The following is a 17,952-nucleotide window of genomic DNA, read 5'->3' as shown; positions in this document are numbered from 1 at the left end:
CGCCCGCGACACCCTTGCCTCTGGCTAACACTTCCCCTTGCCGGGTGTGTAGAGGACTTTCACCTCCAAGTCGTCCAGTCCACCACCACAGTGAACCGAACAGCGCCAGTCACGGCGCTACGCGCCATGCCTGGCGCACAACGAAAAAGGCGACCCGAAGGTCGCCTTTTTTGATGAATTACCGAACTTAGTTCTGGTTTTCCATCTGGGCACGGATCAGATCACCAATGGTGGTCGGGCCGGTGCTTTCAACGTCTTGCTTGTTACGCAGTTCCTTCATCGCGTCCTTCTCGTCTTCAACGTCTTTCGACTTGATGGACAGGCTGATGACGCGGGACTTGCGGTCGACGCTGATGATCTTGGCTTCTACTTCGTCGCCTTCTTTCAGGACGTTGCGCGCGTCTTCAACGCGGTCACGGCTGATTTCGGAGGCTTTCAGGGTAGCTTCGATCTCGTTGCCCAGGTCGATGATGGCGCCCTTGGCGTCTACTTCTTTCACAACGCCACGGACGATGGTGCCCTTGTCGTTGATGGAGACGTAGTTGCTGAACGGATCGTCTTCCAGCTGCTTGATACCCAGGGAGATGCGCTCGCGCTCCGGGTCAACCGACAGGATGACGGTTTCCAGCTCGTCGCCCTTCTTGAAGCGACGCACGGCTTCTTCGCCGGCTTCGTTCCAGGAGATGTCGGACAGGTGAACCAGGCCGTCGATGCCGCCGTCCAGACCAATGAAGATACCGAAATCGGTGATCGACTTGATGGTGCCGGAGATCTTGTCACCCTTGTTGAACTGACCGGAGAAGTCTTCCCACGGGTTGGTCTTGCACTGCTTGATACCCAGGGAGATACGACGACGCTCTTCGTCGATGTCCAGAACCATGACTTCCACTTCGTCGCCGACGTTAACGACTTTCGACGGGTGGATGTTCTTGTTGGTCCAGTCCATTTCGGAAACGTGTACCAGGCCTTCCACGCCCTCTTCCAGCTCGGCGAAGCAGCCGTAGTCGGTGAGGTTGGTGACACGGGCAACAACGCGGGTGTTTTCCGGGTAACGAGCCTTGATGGCAACCCATGGGTCTTCGCCCAGTTGCTTCAGGCCCAGGGATACGCGGTTACGCTCGCGATCGTACTTCAGAACCTTGACGTCGATCTCGTCGCCAACGTTGACGATCTCAGACGGGTGCTTGATGCGCTTCCACGCCATGTCGGTGATGTGCAGCAGGCCATCTACGCCGCCCAGGTCAACGAACGCACCGTAGTCGGTGAGGTTCTTGACGATACCTTTGACTTGCTGGCCTTCCTGCAGGGATTCCAGCAGAGCTTCGCGCTCGGCGCTGTTCTCGGCTTCCAGGACGCTGCGACGGGAAACGACAACGTTGTTGCGCTTCTGGTCCAGTTTGATGACCTTGAATTCCAGCTCTTTGCCTTCCAGGTGAGTGGTATCACGCACCGGACGGACGTCAACCAGGGAACCCGGCAGGAACGCGCGGATGCCGTTGACGTCAACAGTGAAGCCGCCTTTGACCTTACCGTTGATAACACCCTTGACCACTTCTTCAGCGTTGAACGCAGCTTCCAGAACCAGCCAGGACTCAGCGCGCTTGGCTTTCTCGCGGGACAGCTTGGTTTCACCGAAGCCATCTTCAACCGCGTCCAGCGCAACGTGGACTTCGTCACCGACCTTGATGGTCAGCTCGCCTTGTTCGTTGAAGAACTGGTCGAGCGGGATGACGCCCTCGGACTTCAGGCCGGCGTGAACGGTAACCCAGTCACCGTCGATGTCGACCACGATACCGGTGATGATGGCGCCCGGCTGCATGTCGAGGGATTTCAGGCTTTCTTCAAATAGTTCTGCAAAGCTTTCGCTCATGTCGATTCCTGTTGATCAAGGGCGGGGATTCGCCCAAACCACATTCCAGACCATGTGGGTTCGTTCATGTAAAAAGAGGCCTACGGGACAAGGACTGGTCTCCCGTATGCCTCCTTGCGGACTGTTCGATTTAGAGCAACCGAAAGTCCTTACCCGGCCAGATCGCGATCAGCGACCTCGCTCAGAATTCGTTCAAGCACCTGCTCGATGGACAGTTCGGTTGAATCCAGCACGATTGCGTCGGCTGCCGGCTTCAGCGGAGCCACCGCGCGCTGGGTATCGCGCTCATCGCGCGCCCGTATCTCGTCGAGAAGACTCGCGAGATTAACATCATCGCCCTTGCCCTTCAACTGCAAGTAGCGGCGACGGGCACGTTCCTCGGCGCTGGCGGTGAGAAAGATCTTCAGCGGTGCGTCGGCGAATACCACGGTGCCCATGTCGCGACCATCGGCCACCAGGCCGGGCATTTCGCGAAAGGCACGCTGACGCTGCAGCAGCGCTTCCCGTACAGCCGGCAGCGAAGCGACCATGGAAGCACCGGCGCCGACCTGTTCGTTGCGGATGGCGTCGGTTACCTCCTCGCCTTCGAGGATGATGCGCTTGTCGATGAACTGCACATCCAGATGTGCGGCCAGCTGCTTGAGCGACTCTTCGTTGGTCAGATCGATACCGTGGTTGCCGGCAGCGAAGGCCAGCAGGCGATAGAGCGCACCGGAGTCAAGCAGGTTCCAGCCCAGCTGCTTGGCCAGCAAGGCGCACAGCGTGCCCTTGCCCGACCCGCTCGGCCCGTCGACGGTGATTACCGGGGCGTTCATGCGCTGCCCTCTACGGCCACGTTGATACCGACTTCCGCCGCCAGGGCAAGGAAGTTGGGGAAGGAGGTGGCGACGTTGGCGCAGTCGTGAATACGAATTGGCGCAGTGGCGCGTAGCGAGGCGACGCTGAAGGACATGGCAATGCGGTGGTCGCCATGCGCCCAGACTTCGCCACCGCCGATGCTACCGCCTTCGATGATGATGCCATCCGGGGTCGGCTCGGCCTTCACACCCAGCGCGATCAGGCCGTCAGCCATGACCTGAATACGATCGGACTCTTTCACCCGCAGCTCTTCGGCGCCGCGCAGTACGGTACGACCTTCTGCGCAGGCAGCGGCGATGAACAGCACCGGGAACTCGTCGATGGCCAGCGGCACCAGATCTTCCGGAATATCGATGCCCTTGAGCTTGGCTGCACGCACGCGAATATCAGCGACTGGCTCGCCGCCCACTTCACGCTGATTCTCCAGGGCGATATCGCCGCCCATCAGCTTGAGAATATCGATCACGCCGGTACGGGTCGGATTGATACCGACGTGCTCGAGCACCAGCTCGGAACCTTCAGCGATGCTGGCAGCGACCAGGAAGAACGCCGCCGAGGAAATATCTGCCGGCACTTCGATGCGCGTGGCGGTCAGCTTGTGCCCGGCCTCGACACTGACGGTACTGCCCTCCACGCTCACCGGGTAGCCGAAGCCGCGCAGCATGCGCTCGGTGTGGTCACGGGTCGGCGCCGGTTCGGTCACCGAGGTGCGGCCCGCCGCGTACAAGCCGGCCAGCAGCAGGCAGGATTTAACCTGGGCACTGGCCATCGGCATGTCGTAGGCCATGCCGGTCAGGCGCTGACCACCTTTGATGCTCAGTGGCGGACGGCCTTCCGGACCGGTCTCGATCACTGCGCCCATTTCACGCAGCGGCTTGGCCACGCGGTTCATCGGGCGTTTGGACAGCGACGCATCACCGGTCAGCGTGGTGTCGAACGGCTGCGCGGCCAGCAAACCGGAGAGCAGGCGCATGGAGGTGCCGGAGTTACCCATGTACAGCGGGCCAGCTGGCGCTTTCAGACCATGCAGGCCGACGCCATGAATGGTCACGCGGCCATGGTGCGGGCCTTCGATGACCACGCCCATGTCGCGGAAGGCCTGCAACGTGGCCAGGGCATCCTCACCCTCGAGGAAGCCTTCGACCTCGGTGGTGCCTTCGGCCAGCGAACCCAGCATGATCGAACGGTGCGAGATGGATTTGTCACCCGGTACGCGGATACGTCCAGCCAGCGAGCTACCAGGTTTTGCCAGGAAAATCAGATCGGTCGAGTGCATAGCGTCCACATAGGCCCTGCGGGCCAGAATTTTGCTGAAATGTTCGCGGGCCACGCGAGCGCGAGTAAACACGCCCAGCAGTTGATGCCCATCCCCGGCGTCGACCGCATCGCGCAAGGCGTCGAGGTCGTCGCGAAACGTATCCAGTGTGCGCAGCACGGCCTCGCGGTTGGCGAGGAAGATATCGTGCCACATCACCGGGTCACTGCCAGCGATCCGCGTGAAGTCGCGAAAACCACCAGCGGCATAGCGGAAAATCTCCAGGTTCTCGCTGCGCTTGGCCAGCGAGTCGACCAGGGTAAAGGCCAGCAGGTGCGGCAGATGGCTGGTGGCGGCGAGCACCTGATCGTGATGCTCCACCTCCATCGACTCGACATCCGCCCCCAGCTCGCGCCACAACGCCTCGACCAGCGCCACAGCCGCTGCATCACTGTGTTCACTGGGCGTGAGAATAACCTTGTGGCGGCGGAACAGTTCGGCGTTGGCCGCCTCCACCCCGCTCTGCTCGGAGCCGGCAATCGGGTGCCCCGGTACGAAACGCACTGCCTGACCGGCAAAGGCCAGACGCGCCGCACGCACGACATTGCCTTTGGCGCTGCCAACGTCAGTCAGCACGGCATTGCCGAGATCGAGCCTGGCCAGTTGAGCCAGCAGCTTCTCCATGGCCAGGATAGGCACTGCCAACTGAATGACATCCGCCCCCTGACAGGCGGCAGCCAGATCACCCTCGCAGCGGTCGACAACCCCCAACTGCACCGCCAGGCGACGCGATTCGGCATCCAGATCGACCCCCACCACCTCCCTGCACAGACCGCGCTCACGCAGCCCCTTGGCGAAGGAGCCACCAATCAGGCCGAGGCCGACCACCACTAGGCGGCCGATCTTAGGGGTATTGGATTGCACTGCGGTGACAGTCACGCCGACAGCACCTTGGCCAGTGCCTCGAGGAAGCGCGCATTCTCGCGCGGCAAACCGATGGAAACGCGCAGAAAATTCGGCATGCGGTAACCGGCCATGGGTCGCACGATGACGCCTTCACGTAGCAGTGCCTGATTGATCGCGGCGGTGTCGCGCCCAAAATCGACAGCGATGAAATTGGCCCTGGAGGGAATCCAGCTCAGCCCCAGGGCACGCAAGCCCTCTTCCAGTTGCTGCATGCCGGCATCGTTGAGGCGACGGCTTTCCGCCAGGTAGTCGGCATCGGTCAGCGCTGCGCAGGCAGCAGCCAGCGCGAGGCTGTTGACGTTGAACGGCTGACGCACGCGATTGAGCACATCAGCAATAGCCGGCGAGCTGATGGCGTAACCGACGCGCAGCGAGGCTAAGCCATAGGCCTTGGAGAAGGTGCGCGAGACCAGCAGGTTCGGGTAGCGCGCCAGGTAATCCAGACCGTCCGGCAGCTCGTCGCCTTCGGCGTATTCGATATAGGCTTCGTCCAGCACCACCAGCACCGACTCCGGCACCTTGGCCAGGAAGGTTTCCAGGGCATCCGGGCCGAACCAGGTACCGGTGGGGTTGTTGGGGTTGGCAATGAAGACAACGCGAGTGTTGTCATCGATGGCGGCAAGCATCGCCTGCAGATCATGACCATAGTCCTTGGCCGGCACGATCTTGCCCTGCGCGCCGACTGCCTGGGTGGCGATGGGGTACACCGCGAAGGCGTAGTCACTGAACACAGCGTTGAGGCCAGGCGCCAGATAGGCACGGGCGACCAGCTCGAGGATGTCGTTGGAGCCATTGCCCAGGGTGACCTGAGCCGCGTCCACGCCATAACGCGCAGCCAGCGCGCTCTTCAGGGTGAAGCCGTTGCCGTCGGGGTAGCGGGTCAGCTCGTCCAGTTCGGCGCGAATCGCTGCAAGCACCTTGTCGCTCGGGCCGAGCGGGTTCTCATTGCTGGCCAGCTTGACGATACCGGCCGGATCGAGGCCCAGCTCACGGGCCAACTCGTCGACTGGTTTGCCCGGTACGTAGGGGGACAGCTTTTGCACGCCTGGCTGGGCCAGGGCTAGGAAATCGCAACTCATGTACAAACCTCTTCAATCCAATTGCTCGCAGAACGCCCTACCCTCACCCCTAACCCCTCTCCCGGAGGGAGAAGGGAACCGTTCGGTGGCGGCTGCCATATCGGCATTCCGCCAGCACGTCCGGCGCTTGAAACCCCCACGACCCGCTTCTGCTCCCAACAGCAGGGAATCGCATCTCGCAAACACTCCTCTAAACCAGAGGTACCCGCGATCCGCTCCCCTCGCCCTCCGGGAGAGGGGTTGGGGGTGAGGGGGGCTTTCAGCGCGCCAACAAAGCAATCCGCTCGCTAGCCACCCGATAAATCTCCTGCAACACGGCCTCGGTTTCCTTCAAGGCCTGATCATTCCAAAAGCGCAGCACCATGATGCCTTCACGCTCTAATTTCAATGTCCGTGCAGCGTCGTCTTCACCACCGTGCTGCGAACCATCCAGTTCCACCGCCAGTTTCGCCGCCTCGCAGTAAAAGTCGAGGATGTAAGGCGGCAACGGGTGCTGCCGACGAAGCTTCAAACCGCCCAACCGCCCCGAGCGCAGGCAATACCACAGGCGAACCTCGGCATCGGTTGCCGTCGTGCGCAGCTCCCGCGCACGCTGCTTATGCCAGGCGGGAAGCGGTTTGTGCTTGGGTGGCATCCTTGCCCTCTCTTAAATTGTGGTGACTCCTACCCTCACCCCCGGCCCCTCTCCCGAGGGAGAGGGGAGGTGTACGGTGAACGTTTGATCAATCACGTGCAGTCAGTACGACCGTTAGCCTGGACATAGATTTCAGCCCCGCGCCGTTTTGCTTGTCTCCCCTCTCCCTCCGGGAGAGGGGCCGGGGGTGAGGGGCTTTACCTCAGAGCACCGCCTTCGGATATGAGCCCAATACCTTCAGCGCTACAGCTTCCTGAGCGAGCTTCTCCAACACATCCTTGATCAGCGGATCGCGGTGATGGCCAACGAAATCGATGAAGAACACGTAGGTCCACTTGCCGCTGCGCGACGGGCGGGTTTCGATGCGGGTCAGGTCGATGCCGTTATTGTGGAACGGCACCAGCAATTCATGCAGCGCACCCGGCTTGTTGCGCATGGAAACAATGATCGAGGTCTTGTCGTCGCCCGTTGGCGGCACTTCCTGGCTGCCGATGATAAGGAAGCGCGTGGAGTTGTCCGGGCGATCCTCGATCTTCTCGGCCAGCTTGGTCAGGCCATACAGATTGGCTGCCATGTCACCGGCAATCGCCGCGGAATTCCACTCGCTCTTGACCCGCTTGGCCGCATCGGCGTTACTGGAAACCGCCACGCGCTCGACATTCGGGTAGTGCGCATCGAGCCACTTGCGGCACTGCGCCAGCGACTGGGCATGGGAGTAGATGCGGGTAATTTTGTCGGTCTTGGTGGTCTCACCGACCAGCAGGTGATGGTGGATGCGCAGCTCGACTTCGCCGCAGATGACCATGTCGTGCTCGAGGAAGCTGTCGAGGGTGTGGTTGATCGCACCCTCGGTGGAATTCTCCACCGGCACCACACCGAAGTTCACCGCACCAGCGGCCACTTCGCGGAACACTTCGTCGATGGCGGCCATTGGCACGCTGATCACCGCGTGACCGAAGTGCTTCATCGCTGCCGCCTGGCTGAAGGTGCCTTCAGGGCCGAGGTAGGCGACTTTCAACGGGTTTTCCAAGGCCAGGCAGGAGGACATGATTTCGCGGAACAACCGCGCCATTTCCTCATTGCCCAGCGGCCCCTGGTTGCGCTCCATGATGCGCTTGAGCACCTGAGCCTCGCGCTCGGGGCGATAGAACACCGGCGATTCGCCTTCCTTCAGCTCCTTCATCTTCACGCGGGCGACTTCTTCGGCGCAGCGCGCGCGGTCGCTGATCAGCTCGAGAATGCGCTCGTCGAGGTTGTCGATGCGAACGCGCAGCGCTTGCAGTTCCTGCTCGGAGATTACATCCGTCATTAGGCATGCTCCTTCTCGAACTCAGCCATGTAGGCCACCAGCGCCTCGACCGCATCCAGACCAACGGCGTTGTAGATGGAAGCACGCATGCCACCGACCGAACGATGCCCCTTGAGATTGAGCAGACCGCGCTCATCGGCACCGGCCAGGAAAGCCTTATCCAGCTTCTCGTCGGCCAGGCGGAACGGCACGTTCATCCAGGAGCGCGCATTGTGAGCAATGGGGTTGCTGTAGAAATCGCTGCCGTCGATGGCCTTGTACAGCAGGTCCTTCTTGGCGCGGTTGATGCGTTCCATGGCCTCGACGCCGCCCTGCTCCTTCAGCCACTGGAAGACCAGGCCGGACAGATACCAGGAATAGGTCGCCGGGGTGTTGTACATCGAGCCATTATCGGCGGAGATCTTGTAGTCGAGCATGGTCGGGCAGCTGGAACGGGCGCGACCGAGCAGGTCTTCACGGACGATCACTACCACCAGGCCGCTGGGGCCGATGTTCTTCTGCGCGCCGGCGTAGATCAGGCCGAACTGCGACACGTCGATGGGGCGCGAGAGGATGTCCGAGGACATGTCCACCACCAGCGGGGTATCGCCGACCTGCGGCACCCAGTCGAACTGCAGACCGCCAATGGTCTCGTTGCTGCAGTAATGTACGTAAGCCGCGTTCTTCGACAGCTGCCAGTCGTTCTGCCCGGGAATGGCGAAGTAGTCGTGCGCCTTGGCACTGGCGGCGACGTTGATGGCGCCGTAGCGGCGCGCCTCTTCGATGGCCTTCTTCGACCAGATGCCGGTCTCGACGTAGTCGGCCACGCCATCTTCCGGCAACAGGTTCAACGGAATCTCGGCGAACTGCTGGCTGGCACCGCCCTGCAGGAACAGCACCTTATAGTCGGTGGGCACAGCGAGCAGATCGCGCAGATCCTGCTCAGCCTGGCTGGCGATGGCCACGTACTCGTCACTGCGATGGCTCATCTCCATCACCGAGAGGCCCTTGCCTTGCCAGTCGAGCATCTCGGCCTGGGCACGTTGCAGTACAGCGGTCGGCAGCGCGGCCGGGCCGGCGCAGAAGTTAAAAGCTCGCTTGCTCACGTCTGTCTCTCTCAAGATCGATGCCTACAAGGCCCAGCCACGCAAGGCCTTTGAATATCCTGCGGCGTCATGCAGGAGCCGGAGAAGCCTGGGCCTCACCGACGATCTAGCTGATCGCCCGCAAGCGGGCTCCTACAGTGACGACCATCAGCGCGTTATTCCTCGCTGCCTTCCTCGGCGTCGGCGACCGGCGCTTCGGCGCTTTCGGCGACTTCAGCGCCCTCTTCGCCTTCGACCAGTTCGTCCTCTTCCACCGGCGTCGGCTCCTGCACACGCTCCAGGCCGACCAGGGTCTCGTCCTTGGCCAACTTGATCAGGGTCACGCCCTGAGTGTTACGACCGGAGCTGGAAACTTCGTCGACACGGGTACGCACCAGGGTGCCCTGGTCGGAAATCAGCATGATTTCCTCGCCGTCCTGCACCTGGATGGCACCGACCAGCTTGCCGTTACGCTCACTGGTGACCATGGCGATGACGCCCTGGCCGCCGCGACCGCGACGGGGGAATTTGCCCAGACTGGTACGCTTGCCGAAACCACGCTCGGAAGCGGTGAGGATCTGCGCGCCGGACTCGGGAATCAGCATGGAGATCAGGCGCTGATCCTTGCCCAGGCGCATACCGCGCACACCGCGGGCGGTACGGCCCATGGTGCGCACCTTGCTCTCGGCGAAACGCAGCACCTTGCCGGCATCGGAGAACAGCATGACTTCCTTGGCGCCGTCGGTGATGGCGGCAGCAATCAGGGTATCGCCCTCTTCCAGCTTCAGGGCGATCAGACCGGCGCTGCGCGGGCGGCTGAACTGCACCAGCGGGGTCTTCTTCACGGTGCCGAATGCGGTGGCCATGAAGATGAAGGCGCCGGTCGGTTCGGCGACCAGTTCGGGGGTTTCACCCTCGACTTCTTCGACTTCCTCGGCCTCGACCACTTCGGTGGCTTCGCCTTCGATCACCACGCCTTCGTCGTCCAGGTCTTCGTCAGCACCGGCGCTCTGTTGCAGCGCTTCGAGGTCGATCTGCAGCATCGCAGTGATGCGCTCGCCCTCGTCTAGCGGCAACAGGTTGACCAGCGGACGACCACGGGCGGCACGCGAGGCCTCGGGGATTTCGAAGGTACGCAGCCAGTACACCTTACCCTTGCTGGAGAACAGCAGCAGGGTCGCGTGGCTGTTGGCGACCAGCAGGTGCTCGACGTAGTCCTCGTCCTTCACACCAGTGGCCGATTTGCCCTTGCCACCGCGACGCTGCGCCTCGTAGGCCGCCAGCGGCTGGCTCTTGGCATAGCCACCATGAGAGATGGTGACGACGCGCTCTTCTTCGGTGATCAGGTCGGCGATGGTCAGATCCAGACGCGAGGCGACGATCTCGGTGCGACGAGCATCGCCGAACTCGGCCTTGACCTTCTCCAGCTCCTCGCGGATGACTTCCATCAAGCGCTCGGGACTGGTCAGGATGCGGATCAGCTCGCCGATCAGGCTGAGGATTTCCTGGTACTCGGCCAGCAGCTTCTCGTGCTCCAGGCCGGTCAGGCGGTGCAGGCGCAACTCGAGGATGGCCTGGGCCTGTTCCGGCGACAGGTAGTACTTGCCGTCACGCAGACCGAACTGTGCATCCAGACCTTCAGGACGGCAGGAGTCGGCACCAGCGCGCTCGACCATGGCCTCCACGGCGGACGATTCCCAGGCGGTGGCGATCAGGCGTTCCTTGGCCTCGGCCGGGGTCGGCGAGGCCTTGATCAGCTCGATCACCGGATCGATGTTGGACAGTGCGACAGCCTGACCTTCAAGGATGTGCCCGCGCTCACGCGCCTTGCGCAGCTCGTAGACGGTACGACGGGTCACCACTTCGCGGCGGTGACGGATGAACACCTCAAGCATGTCCTTGAGGTTCATGATCTTCGGCTGACCGTCGACCAGCGCCACGACGTTGATGCCGAACACGCTCTGCATCTGGGTCTGGGCGTAGAGGTTGTTCAGCACCACGTCCGGCACTTCGCCACGACGCAGTTCGATCACTACGCGCATGCCGTCCTTGTCGGACTCGTCGCGCAGCTCGGTGATGCCTTCGATCTTCTTCTCTTTAACCAGCTCGGCGATCTTCTCGATCAGACGCGCCTTGTTCAGCTGATACGGCAGCTCGGTGACCACCAACTGCTGGCGACCGCCGACCTTGTCGATGTCCTCGACCTCGACGCGGGCGCGGATGTAGATGCGCCCACGGCCAGTACGATAGGCCTCGATAATACCGGCACGGCCGTTGATGATGCCCGCGGTGGGGAAATCCGGACCGGGGATGTACTGCATCAGGTCATCGACGGTCAGCTCGGCGTTGTCCATCAGCGCCAGGCAGCCGTCGATCACCTCGGAGAGGTTGTGCGGCGGGATGTTGGTGGCCATGCCCACGGCGATACCGGACGAGCCGTTGACCAGCAGGTTCGGCACCTTGGTCGGCATCACCGCCGGGATCTGCTCGGTGCCGTCGTAGTTAGGCACCCAGTCGACGGTTTCCTTGTCCAGGTCGGCCAGCAGCTCGTGCGCCAGTTTGGTCATGCGCACTTCGGTGTATCGCATGGCCGCGGCGTTGTCGCCGTCAACCGAACCGAAGTTGCCCTGGCCGTCCACCAGCAGGTAGCGCAGGGAGAAGTCCTGCGCCATACGCACGATGGTGTCGTACACCGCGGTGTCGCCGTGCGGGTGGTATTTACCGATCACGTCACCGACCACACGGGCGGATTTCTTGTAGGGCTTGTTCCAGTCGTTGCCCAGCTCGCTCATGGCATAGAGCACACGGCGGTGTACCGGCTTCAAGCCATCGCGCGCATCCGGCAGCGCACGCCCGACGATCACGCTCATCGCGTAGTCGAGGTAGGACTGTTTCAGCTCGTCTTCGATATTGACCGGGAGGATTTCTTTGGCCAGTTCGCCCATGAGAAGCCTGGTTCCTTTTTCTGGTGAAACTCCGCGTCATTCTTCCTGAACGCTACGGAGCTCGTCGCGATAGCCTGAAGCCATCAGCGACTCACGACAAATCAACGAGTTATGCCACGATTCGATGCAGTGAAGGTGGCTGTAGTCAGCCCCCTTGAAAACTGCCGGAGATTACCACAAAGCGCGCCACACACCTACCCCGGGCACCCTCATGGAGAAGCAGAGCAAACGAGACGGAAAGAGGCGAAACGACCAACCTGCTGGGGCTGTCGCACGACCAATGAAAGCAAAGACTTCGCCCCGGGGCGGGGCTCCTACGCCGAACCACCGAACACCACAATCTGTGTAGGAGCCGCGCCCCGCGGCGAATCGCGGCCATTCCACGACATCCGCGCCGTAAGAAAGCCGCAAGAGCAAAAGCTTCGCCCCGGGGCAGGGCTCCTACAAGGAGTAAGCCGTGCTCGATCAGCTCAGTGCAGGCGCTTGCGACACATCAGCTGCGCCAGCTTGGCGCTGTCGGGACGCTCGATAACGCCTTTCTCGGTCACGATGTAGTCGACCAAGTCAGCAGGCGTCACATCAAAGACCGGATTGACGGCATGCACATCCGCTGCGACCCGGTGCCCCGCCACCTCCAGCAGCTCACGACCATCACGCTCTTCGAGCACGATGTCTTCGCCGCTTTCCAGGCTCATGTCGATGGTCGAACTGGGCGCCACCACCATCAGGCGCACGCCGTGATGCATGGCGTTGACCGCCAACTGGTAGGTGCCGATCTTGTTCGCCACATCGCCGTTGGCCGTGATGCGATCAGCCCCGACTATGACCCAGGTGATGCCCTTGGTTTTCATCAGGTGAGCGGCAGCCGCATCGGCATTGAGAGTGACCGGCACCCCGTCGCCAGCCAATTCCCAGGCAGTCAGCCGCGCGCCCTGCAGCCAGGGACGGGTTTCATCGACATAGACCTGCTCGACCAAACCCTCCAGATACGCCGCACGGATCACCCCGAGCGCCGTGCCAAAGCCGCCGGTCGCCAGCGCACCGGCATTGCAGTGAGTCAGCAGCACCTGCGGATTGCCCTGATGCTTGCGGATCAGCTCCATGCCCAGTTGCGCCATGGTCAGGTTGGCCTCACGGTCGCTGAGATGGATCCCCACCGCCTCGGCCTCCAGCAGCGCCAGGATGTCGTCGCCATCCTTGAGCCTCGCCAGGCGCTCACGCATGCGCTGCAGGGCCCAGAACAGGTTTACCGCGGTGGGGCGCGAGCGCTCGAGACAGGCATAATCCGCCTCCAGCGCCTCACGCCAGTCACCCCCAGCCTGCAGCCGAGCGCGGGCGCCCAGCACCAGACCATAGGCAGCGGCGATACCAATAGCCGGCGCGCCGCGCACCACCATGTCGCGAATCGCATCAGCCACCTCGGCGGCAGAATCGAAGCGCAGCCAGGTCTGCCGATGCGGCAGCAGGCGCTGATCGAGCAGGTACAACGCACCATCGCGCCACTCGATTGCCTGGACCTTCTCCACCGCCAGCAATTGCTCGCGCATCGCGCACTCCATCTGTCACCGCCAAAAAATCGCGGATTATACGCAGACCGACCAAGACCAGCCGAACAATCCAGCACGCCCTCACGACTTCAAGCCAGGTGCGTTCATCTATACACTGGCGATCTTCCTCGCATCGATCAAGCCAGACGGACAATCCCCCATGCCCGAAGCCCCTCTCGACCTGCTGCTCCTGCCCACCTGGCTGGTGCCCGTTGAGCCGGCCGGGGTGGTGCTACGCGACCATGGCCTGGGCATCCGCGATGGACGCATCACACTGATCGCGCCGCGCAGCGAAGCCTTGCGCCACCCGACAACGGAGGTGCGCGAGCTGCCGCATTGCCTGCTTGCCCCCGGCCTGATCAACGCCCACGGCCACGCCGCGATGACGCTTTTGCGCGGCATCGCCGACGACCTGCCACTGATGACCTGGCTGCACGAACATATCTGGCCCGCCGAGGGTAAGTGGGTCGACGAGGATTTCGTCCGCGACGGCACCGATCTGGCCATCGCCGAACAGATCAAGGGCGGTATCAGCTGCTTCTCCGACATGTACTTCTACCCGCAGACTGCCGCCGAACGCGCACACAACGCCGGCGTGCGCGCGCAGATCACCGTCCCTGTACTGGACTTTCCGGTACCCGGCGCACTCAACGCTGCCGAAGCGCTGCGTACGGGCCTGCAGCTGTTCGATGACCTCAAGCAGCATCCGCGCATCCGCATCGCCTTTGGCCCCCATGCGCCGTACACGGTCAGCGACGACAAGCTGGAACAGATTCGCGTACTGGCTGACGAGCTGGATGCCGGCATTCATATGCATGTGCACGAAACCGCGCAGGAAGTAGCCGAAGCCGTCGCCAAGCACGGTGAACGCCCACTGGCGCGCCTGGCTCGTCTCGGCCTGCTCGGCCCGCGCTTCCAGGCGGTGCACATGACGCAGATCGATGACGAGGACCTGGCACTGCTGGTGGAGCACAACTGCAGCATCGTGCATTGTCCCGAGTCCAACCTCAAACTGGCCAGCGGCTTCTGCCCGGTCGAACGCCTATGGCAGGCCGGCGTCAACGTCGCCATCGGCACCGATGGCGCCGCCAGCAACAACGATCTCGACCTGCTCGGCGAAACCCGTACCGCCGCCCTGCTGGCCAAGGCCGTCGCCGGCTCCGCCACCGCCCTGAATGCTCACAGCGCCTTGCGCATGGCCACCTTGAATGGCGCCCGCGCACTGGGACTGGAAACACAGACCGGCTCGCTGGAACTGGGCAAGCTGGCCGACGTGGTCGCCTTCGATCTTTCCGGCCTGGCCCAGCAACCGATCTACGACCCGGTGTCGCAGCTCATCTATGCCAGCGGCCGCGACTGCGTGAAGCATTTGTGGGTTGGCGGCAAGCAGTTGCTGGACGACGGCCGCCTGACGCGCATGGACGAAAGCGAGCTGATTGCCAAGGCCAGGGAATGGGGAGCCAGGATTGCCAGCAAGTAACACTGCTTATCCTCCCCTCTCCCGCTGCGGGAGAGGGGCCGGGGGAGAGGGCTGCCAGGTAACACCGAGCCACTCGCCTGACCCTCTCCCCAACCCTCTCCCATAAATGGGAGAGGGGGCAGACCGTGCATGAACGAAATAAATGAGCAGCCGATAAACCTTGGGCGCGACAACACTCCCAAACCACTGCGACAAACTGACATATATTGAACGAATCCGCGCCGCCCCACGCCCGTTCCTAAACTGGCAACATAGCGGCGATACGCTTTCCATGCTTTGAATAGAGATGCTTATGAGCAACGTCGACCGCGCCGAAATCGCCAAATTCGAGGCCCTGGCACACCGCTGGTGGGACCGCGAGAGCGAGTTCAAACCTCTGCACGATATCAACCCGCTGCGGGTCAACTGGATCGACGAGCGCGTCGGCCTGGCCGGCAAGCGCGTCCTGGACGTCGGTTGTGGCGGCGGCATCCTCAGTGAAGCCATGGCCCAGCGCGGCGCAACGGTGATGGGTATCGATATGGGCGAAGCGCCGCTGTCGGTCGCCCAGTTGCACCAGCTGGAGTCCGGCGTCGAAGTCGACTATCGGCAGATCACCGCCGAGGCACTGGCAGAAGAAATGCCGGAGCAGTTCGACGTTGTCACCTGCCTGGAAATGCTCGAGCACGTGCCCGATCCCTCCTCGGTCATCCGCGCCTGCCACAAGCTGGTCAAACCGGGCGGCCAGGTGTTCTTCTCCACCATCAACCGCAACCCCAAGGCGTACCTGTTCGCCGTGATCGGCGCCGAATACATCCTGCGCCTGCTGCCGCGTGGCACCCACGACTTCAAGAAATTCATCCGTCCGTCCGAACTCGGCGCCTGGAGCCGCGCGGCCGGGCTGGAGGTCAAGGACATCATCGGCCTGACCTACAACCCGCTGACCAAGCACTACAAGCTGGAGGCGGACGTTGACGTCAACTACATGATCCAGACGCTGAGGAAAGACTGATGCGTTTGCGCGCTGTACTGTTCGACATGGACGGCACCCTGCTCGACTCGGCGCCGGACTTCATCGCCATCACCCAGGCCATGCGCGCCACTCGCGGCCTGCCGCCACTGGCAGACAAGGCCATACGTGACCAGGTATCCGGCGGCGCTCGCGCCATGGTCGCCTGCGCTTTCGATGAAGACCCGGACTCCGCTGCGTTCGAAGCCCTGCGCCAGGAGTTCCTGGAGCGCTACCAGGAACACTGCGTAGTCCTCACCCGCCCGTTCGACGGCATCGAAGCCCTGCTCGACGACATCGAGCAGGCGCGCCTGTTGTGGGGCGTCGCCACCAACAAACCGGTGCGTTATGCCGAGCCGATCATGCAGGGTCTGAATCTGGCCGAGCGCTCGGCAGTGCTGGTCTGCCCGGACCATGTCGAGCAAAGCAAACCCGCGCCGGACATGCTGCTGCTCGCCTGCCAGCAGATGGGCGTCAAACCCGAGGAAGTGCTGTTCATCGGCGACGACGCGCGCGACATCGAATCCGGCCGCGCCGCCGGCTGCCGCACGGCAGCGGTGACCTATGGCTATATCCACCCCGAGGACAACCCACGCAACTGGGGCGCCGATGTGGTCGTGGATCACCCCCAGGAACTGCGTGCGGTGCTCGATCGCGCCCTGTGCAGTTGCTGATCGCGCAGGCCGCCATTCTCCAATTTGGCGGGTTTCACCCGCCCTACCCTCAAGAGTTCTCCGAAGGATTCTCACATGTTCGACTACACCGCCCGCCCAGACCTGCTCAAGGATCGCGTCATCCTGATCACCGGTGCCGGCCGCGGTATCGGCGCCGCCGCAGCCAAGAGCTTTGCCGCCCATGGCGCCACGGTTCTGCTGCTGGGCAAGACCGAAGCCAACCTGAGCCAGGTTTATGACGAGATCGAGGCGGCCGGCCACCCGCAACCGGTGGTGATCCCCTTCAACCTGGAAACCGCCCTGCCGCACCAGTACGACGAACTGGCGGTGATGATCGAGAACGAGTTCGGCCGCCTCGATGGCCTGCTGCACAATGCCTCGATCCTCGGCCCGCGCACGCCGCTGGAGCAGCTTTCCGGCGACAACTTCATGCGTGTCATGCACGTCAACGTCAACGCCATGTTCATGCTCAGCAGCACCCTGCTGCCGCTGCTGAAACTGTCGCAGGACGCCTCCGTCGCCTTCACCTCCAGCAGCGTCGGTCGCAAGGGCCGCGCCTACTGGGGCGCCTACGCGGTATCGAAATTCGCCACCGAGGGCCTGATGCAGGTCATGGCTGACGAGCTGGACGGCATCGCCAACGTGCGCGCCAACAGCATCAACCCCGGCGCCACCCGCACAGCCATGCGCGCCCAGGCCTATCCAGGGGAGAACCCGGCGACCCGTCCGCTGCCGGAAGAGATCATGCCGCTCTACCTCTACCTGATGGGCCCGGACAGCAAGGGCATCAACGGCCAGGCGTTCGACGCCCAGTGATTACCGACCATGGCCCGCTGCCAGTCAGCGAGCCATGGCACGACAAAAATCCACCGCCGTCCTTGCCAAGCGGCAGCACATTGCCAGCATCGCCGTCAGACAACCGGCAACCCCTTGCCGATTCTTCGGCTTCGGCTTCGGCTTCGCTTGGCGCAGCGGCCGCTTCGATCAGCTCTTCGACCTCGTTGAACATGGCCAACTGCGGCGAGTCGGCATCTTCAGGGCTGCGCTCGGACTTGGGCGAGAACAGCTTGTGGCGCAGCAAGGCGACCTGTTCTTGAAGTTGTTCTATGCGAGCATCTTTCGCCGCAGCCTGTTCACTGGCCAGCAGCAGTAAATGCTTGAGACGGCGATCATGGCCGTGGATTTATACCGGCTCAGGTTACGAAGCGCGGCGTCAGTATCTGATGCGGACGGTTACGCCACAGGTCGATACCGTCGAGCAGCCAGTTCAGCTCGTCGACCGT

General features: G+C 62.6%; 13 protein-coding genes and 1 pseudogene. 4 read left to right on the top strand and 10 right to left on the bottom strand.

Features of this window, described 5'->3' with window-relative positions; translation table 11 throughout:
- Nucleotides 1-187: 187 nt before the first annotated feature.
- From rpsA to mtnA, 9 genes are all read right to left on the bottom strand, one after another.
- A complete protein-coding gene (gene rpsA / locus DBO86_RS01565) occupies nucleotides 188-1,870 on the bottom strand; it encodes a 30S ribosomal protein S1 (protein ID WP_108232817.1) in 1,683 nt (560 codons plus the stop codon).
- Between the two features lie 149 nt (nucleotides 1,871-2,019).
- Complete coding sequence (cmk, locus tag DBO86_RS01560; RefSeq protein ID WP_108232816.1) at nucleotides 2,020-2,685, bottom strand: (d)CMP kinase; 666 nt, start codon at nucleotides 2,683-2,685, stop codon at nucleotides 2,020-2,022.
- On the bottom strand, nucleotides 2,682-4,922 hold the full coding sequence (locus DBO86_RS01555; RefSeq protein WP_108232815.1) for a bifunctional prephenate dehydrogenase/3-phosphoshikimate 1-carboxyvinyltransferase: 2,241 nt from the start codon (nucleotides 4,920-4,922) through the stop codon (nucleotides 2,682-2,684). Before DBO86_RS01555 ends, cmk begins: the two co-directional genes overlap by 4 nt.
- On the bottom strand, nucleotides 4,919-6,028 hold the full coding sequence (gene hisC / locus DBO86_RS01550; RefSeq protein WP_108232814.1) for a histidinol-phosphate transaminase: 1,110 nt from the start codon (nucleotides 6,026-6,028) through the stop codon (nucleotides 4,919-4,921). The genes DBO86_RS01555 and hisC overlap by 4 nt, the downstream gene beginning before the upstream one ends.
- A gap of 259 nt (nucleotides 6,029-6,287) precedes the next feature.
- Nucleotides 6,288-6,662 carry an endonuclease domain-containing protein gene (locus DBO86_RS01545; protein ID WP_108232813.1) on the bottom strand — a complete coding sequence of 125 codons (375 nt, stop codon included), beginning with the start codon at nucleotides 6,660-6,662 and terminating at the stop codon, nucleotides 6,288-6,290.
- A gap of 202 nt (nucleotides 6,663-6,864) precedes the next feature.
- On the bottom strand, nucleotides 6,865-7,959 hold the full coding sequence (gene pheA / locus DBO86_RS01540) for a prephenate dehydratase (protein WP_108232818.1): 1,095 nt from the start codon (nucleotides 7,957-7,959) through the stop codon (nucleotides 6,865-6,867).
- 11 nt (nucleotides 7,960-7,970) lie between these two features.
- Entirely contained in the window at nucleotides 7,971-9,056 is a 1,086-nt protein-coding gene (gene serC / locus DBO86_RS01535; protein ID WP_108232812.1) for a 3-phosphoserine/phosphohydroxythreonine transaminase, read from the bottom strand.
- A gap of 155 nt (nucleotides 9,057-9,211) precedes the next feature.
- Nucleotides 9,212-11,980, bottom strand: a complete 2,769-nt coding sequence (gene gyrA / locus DBO86_RS01530; RefSeq protein ID WP_108232811.1) for a DNA gyrase subunit A — start codon at nucleotides 11,978-11,980, stop codon at nucleotides 9,212-9,214.
- 470 nt (nucleotides 11,981-12,450) lie between these two features.
- Nucleotides 12,451-13,527 carry an S-methyl-5-thioribose-1-phosphate isomerase gene (mtnA, locus tag DBO86_RS01525; RefSeq protein ID WP_108232810.1) on the bottom strand — a complete coding sequence of 359 codons (1,077 nt, stop codon included), beginning with the start codon at nucleotides 13,525-13,527 and terminating at the stop codon, nucleotides 12,451-12,453.
- Between the two features lie 160 nt (nucleotides 13,528-13,687).
- Here mtnA and DBO86_RS01520 point away from each other — a divergent pair, with 160 nt between their 5' ends.
- From DBO86_RS01520 to DBO86_RS01505, 4 genes are all read left to right on the top strand, one after another.
- Nucleotides 13,688-15,007 carry a TRZ/ATZ family hydrolase gene (locus DBO86_RS01520; protein WP_108232809.1) on the top strand — a complete coding sequence of 440 codons (1,320 nt, stop codon included), beginning with the start codon at nucleotides 13,688-13,690 and terminating at the stop codon, nucleotides 15,005-15,007.
- 292 nt (nucleotides 15,008-15,299) lie between these two features.
- Nucleotides 15,300-15,998, top strand: a complete 699-nt coding sequence (gene ubiG, locus DBO86_RS01515; RefSeq protein ID WP_079783989.1) for a bifunctional 2-polyprenyl-6-hydroxyphenol methylase/3-demethylubiquinol 3-O-methyltransferase UbiG — start codon at nucleotides 15,300-15,302, stop codon at nucleotides 15,996-15,998.
- The gene (gene mupP, locus DBO86_RS01510; protein ID WP_059391698.1) at nucleotides 15,998-16,669 is read left to right on the top strand and encodes an N-acetylmuramic acid 6-phosphate phosphatase MupP; all 672 of its coding nucleotides are present in this window, start codon (nucleotides 15,998-16,000) and stop codon (nucleotides 16,667-16,669) included. Before ubiG ends, mupP begins: the two co-directional genes overlap by 1 nt.
- A 75-nt stretch (nucleotides 16,670-16,744) precedes the next feature.
- On the top strand, nucleotides 16,745-17,485 hold the full coding sequence (locus tag DBO86_RS01505; RefSeq protein WP_084342471.1) for a YciK family oxidoreductase: 741 nt from the start codon (nucleotides 16,745-16,747) through the stop codon (nucleotides 17,483-17,485).
- 121 nt (nucleotides 17,486-17,606) lie between these two features.
- Here the strand turns inward: DBO86_RS01505 and DBO86_RS01500 are convergent.
- Nucleotides 17,607-17,819 (bottom strand): annotated as a pseudogene (locus tag DBO86_RS01500) (IS66 family transposase); the annotation flags it as partial.
- Between the last annotated feature and the right edge of the window lie 133 nt (nucleotides 17,820-17,952).

The organism is Ectopseudomonas oleovorans, assembly GCF_003052605.1.
Lineage (GTDB): Bacteria > Pseudomonadota > Gammaproteobacteria > Pseudomonadales > Pseudomonadaceae > Aquipseudomonas > Aquipseudomonas oleovorans_A.
Note: the sequence above shows the minus strand (reverse complement) of the source record. Positions and strands in the feature narration are given on the sequence as shown.

What these genes read in the sequence shown, in the direction of transcription:
- ubiG (WP_079783989.1), top strand. Translation starts at nt 15,300, where the DNA reads ATGAGCAACGTCGACCGCGCCGAAATCGCCAAATTCGAGGCCCTGGCA.
- DBO86_RS01505 (WP_084342471.1), top strand. Translation starts at nt 16,745, where the DNA reads ATGTTCGACTACACCGCCCGCCCAGACCTGCTCAAGGATCGCGTCATC.
- gyrA (WP_108232811.1), bottom strand. Translation starts at nt 11,980, where the DNA reads ATGGGCGAACTGGCCAAAGAAATCCTCCCGGTCAATATCGAAGACGAG.
- hisC (WP_108232814.1), bottom strand. Translation starts at nt 6,028, where the DNA reads ATGAGTTGCGATTTCCTAGCCCTGGCCCAGCCAGGCGTGCAAAAGCTG.
- cmk (WP_108232816.1), bottom strand. Translation starts at nt 2,685, where the DNA reads ATGAACGCCCCGGTAATCACCGTCGACGGGCCGAGCGGGTCGGGCAAG.
- mupP (WP_059391698.1), top strand. Translation starts at nt 15,998, where the DNA reads ATGCGTTTGCGCGCTGTACTGTTCGACATGGACGGCACCCTGCTCGAC.
- DBO86_RS01520 (WP_108232809.1), top strand. Translation starts at nt 13,688, where the DNA reads ATGCCCGAAGCCCCTCTCGACCTGCTGCTCCTGCCCACCTGGCTGGTG.
- rpsA (WP_108232817.1), bottom strand. Translation starts at nt 1,870, where the DNA reads ATGAGCGAAAGCTTTGCAGAACTATTTGAAGAAAGCCTGAAATCCCTC.
- DBO86_RS01545 (WP_108232813.1), bottom strand. Translation starts at nt 6,662, where the DNA reads ATGCCACCCAAGCACAAACCGCTTCCCGCCTGGCATAAGCAGCGTGCG.
- mtnA (WP_108232810.1), bottom strand. Translation starts at nt 13,527, where the DNA reads ATGCGCGAGCAATTGCTGGCGGTGGAGAAGGTCCAGGCAATCGAGTGG.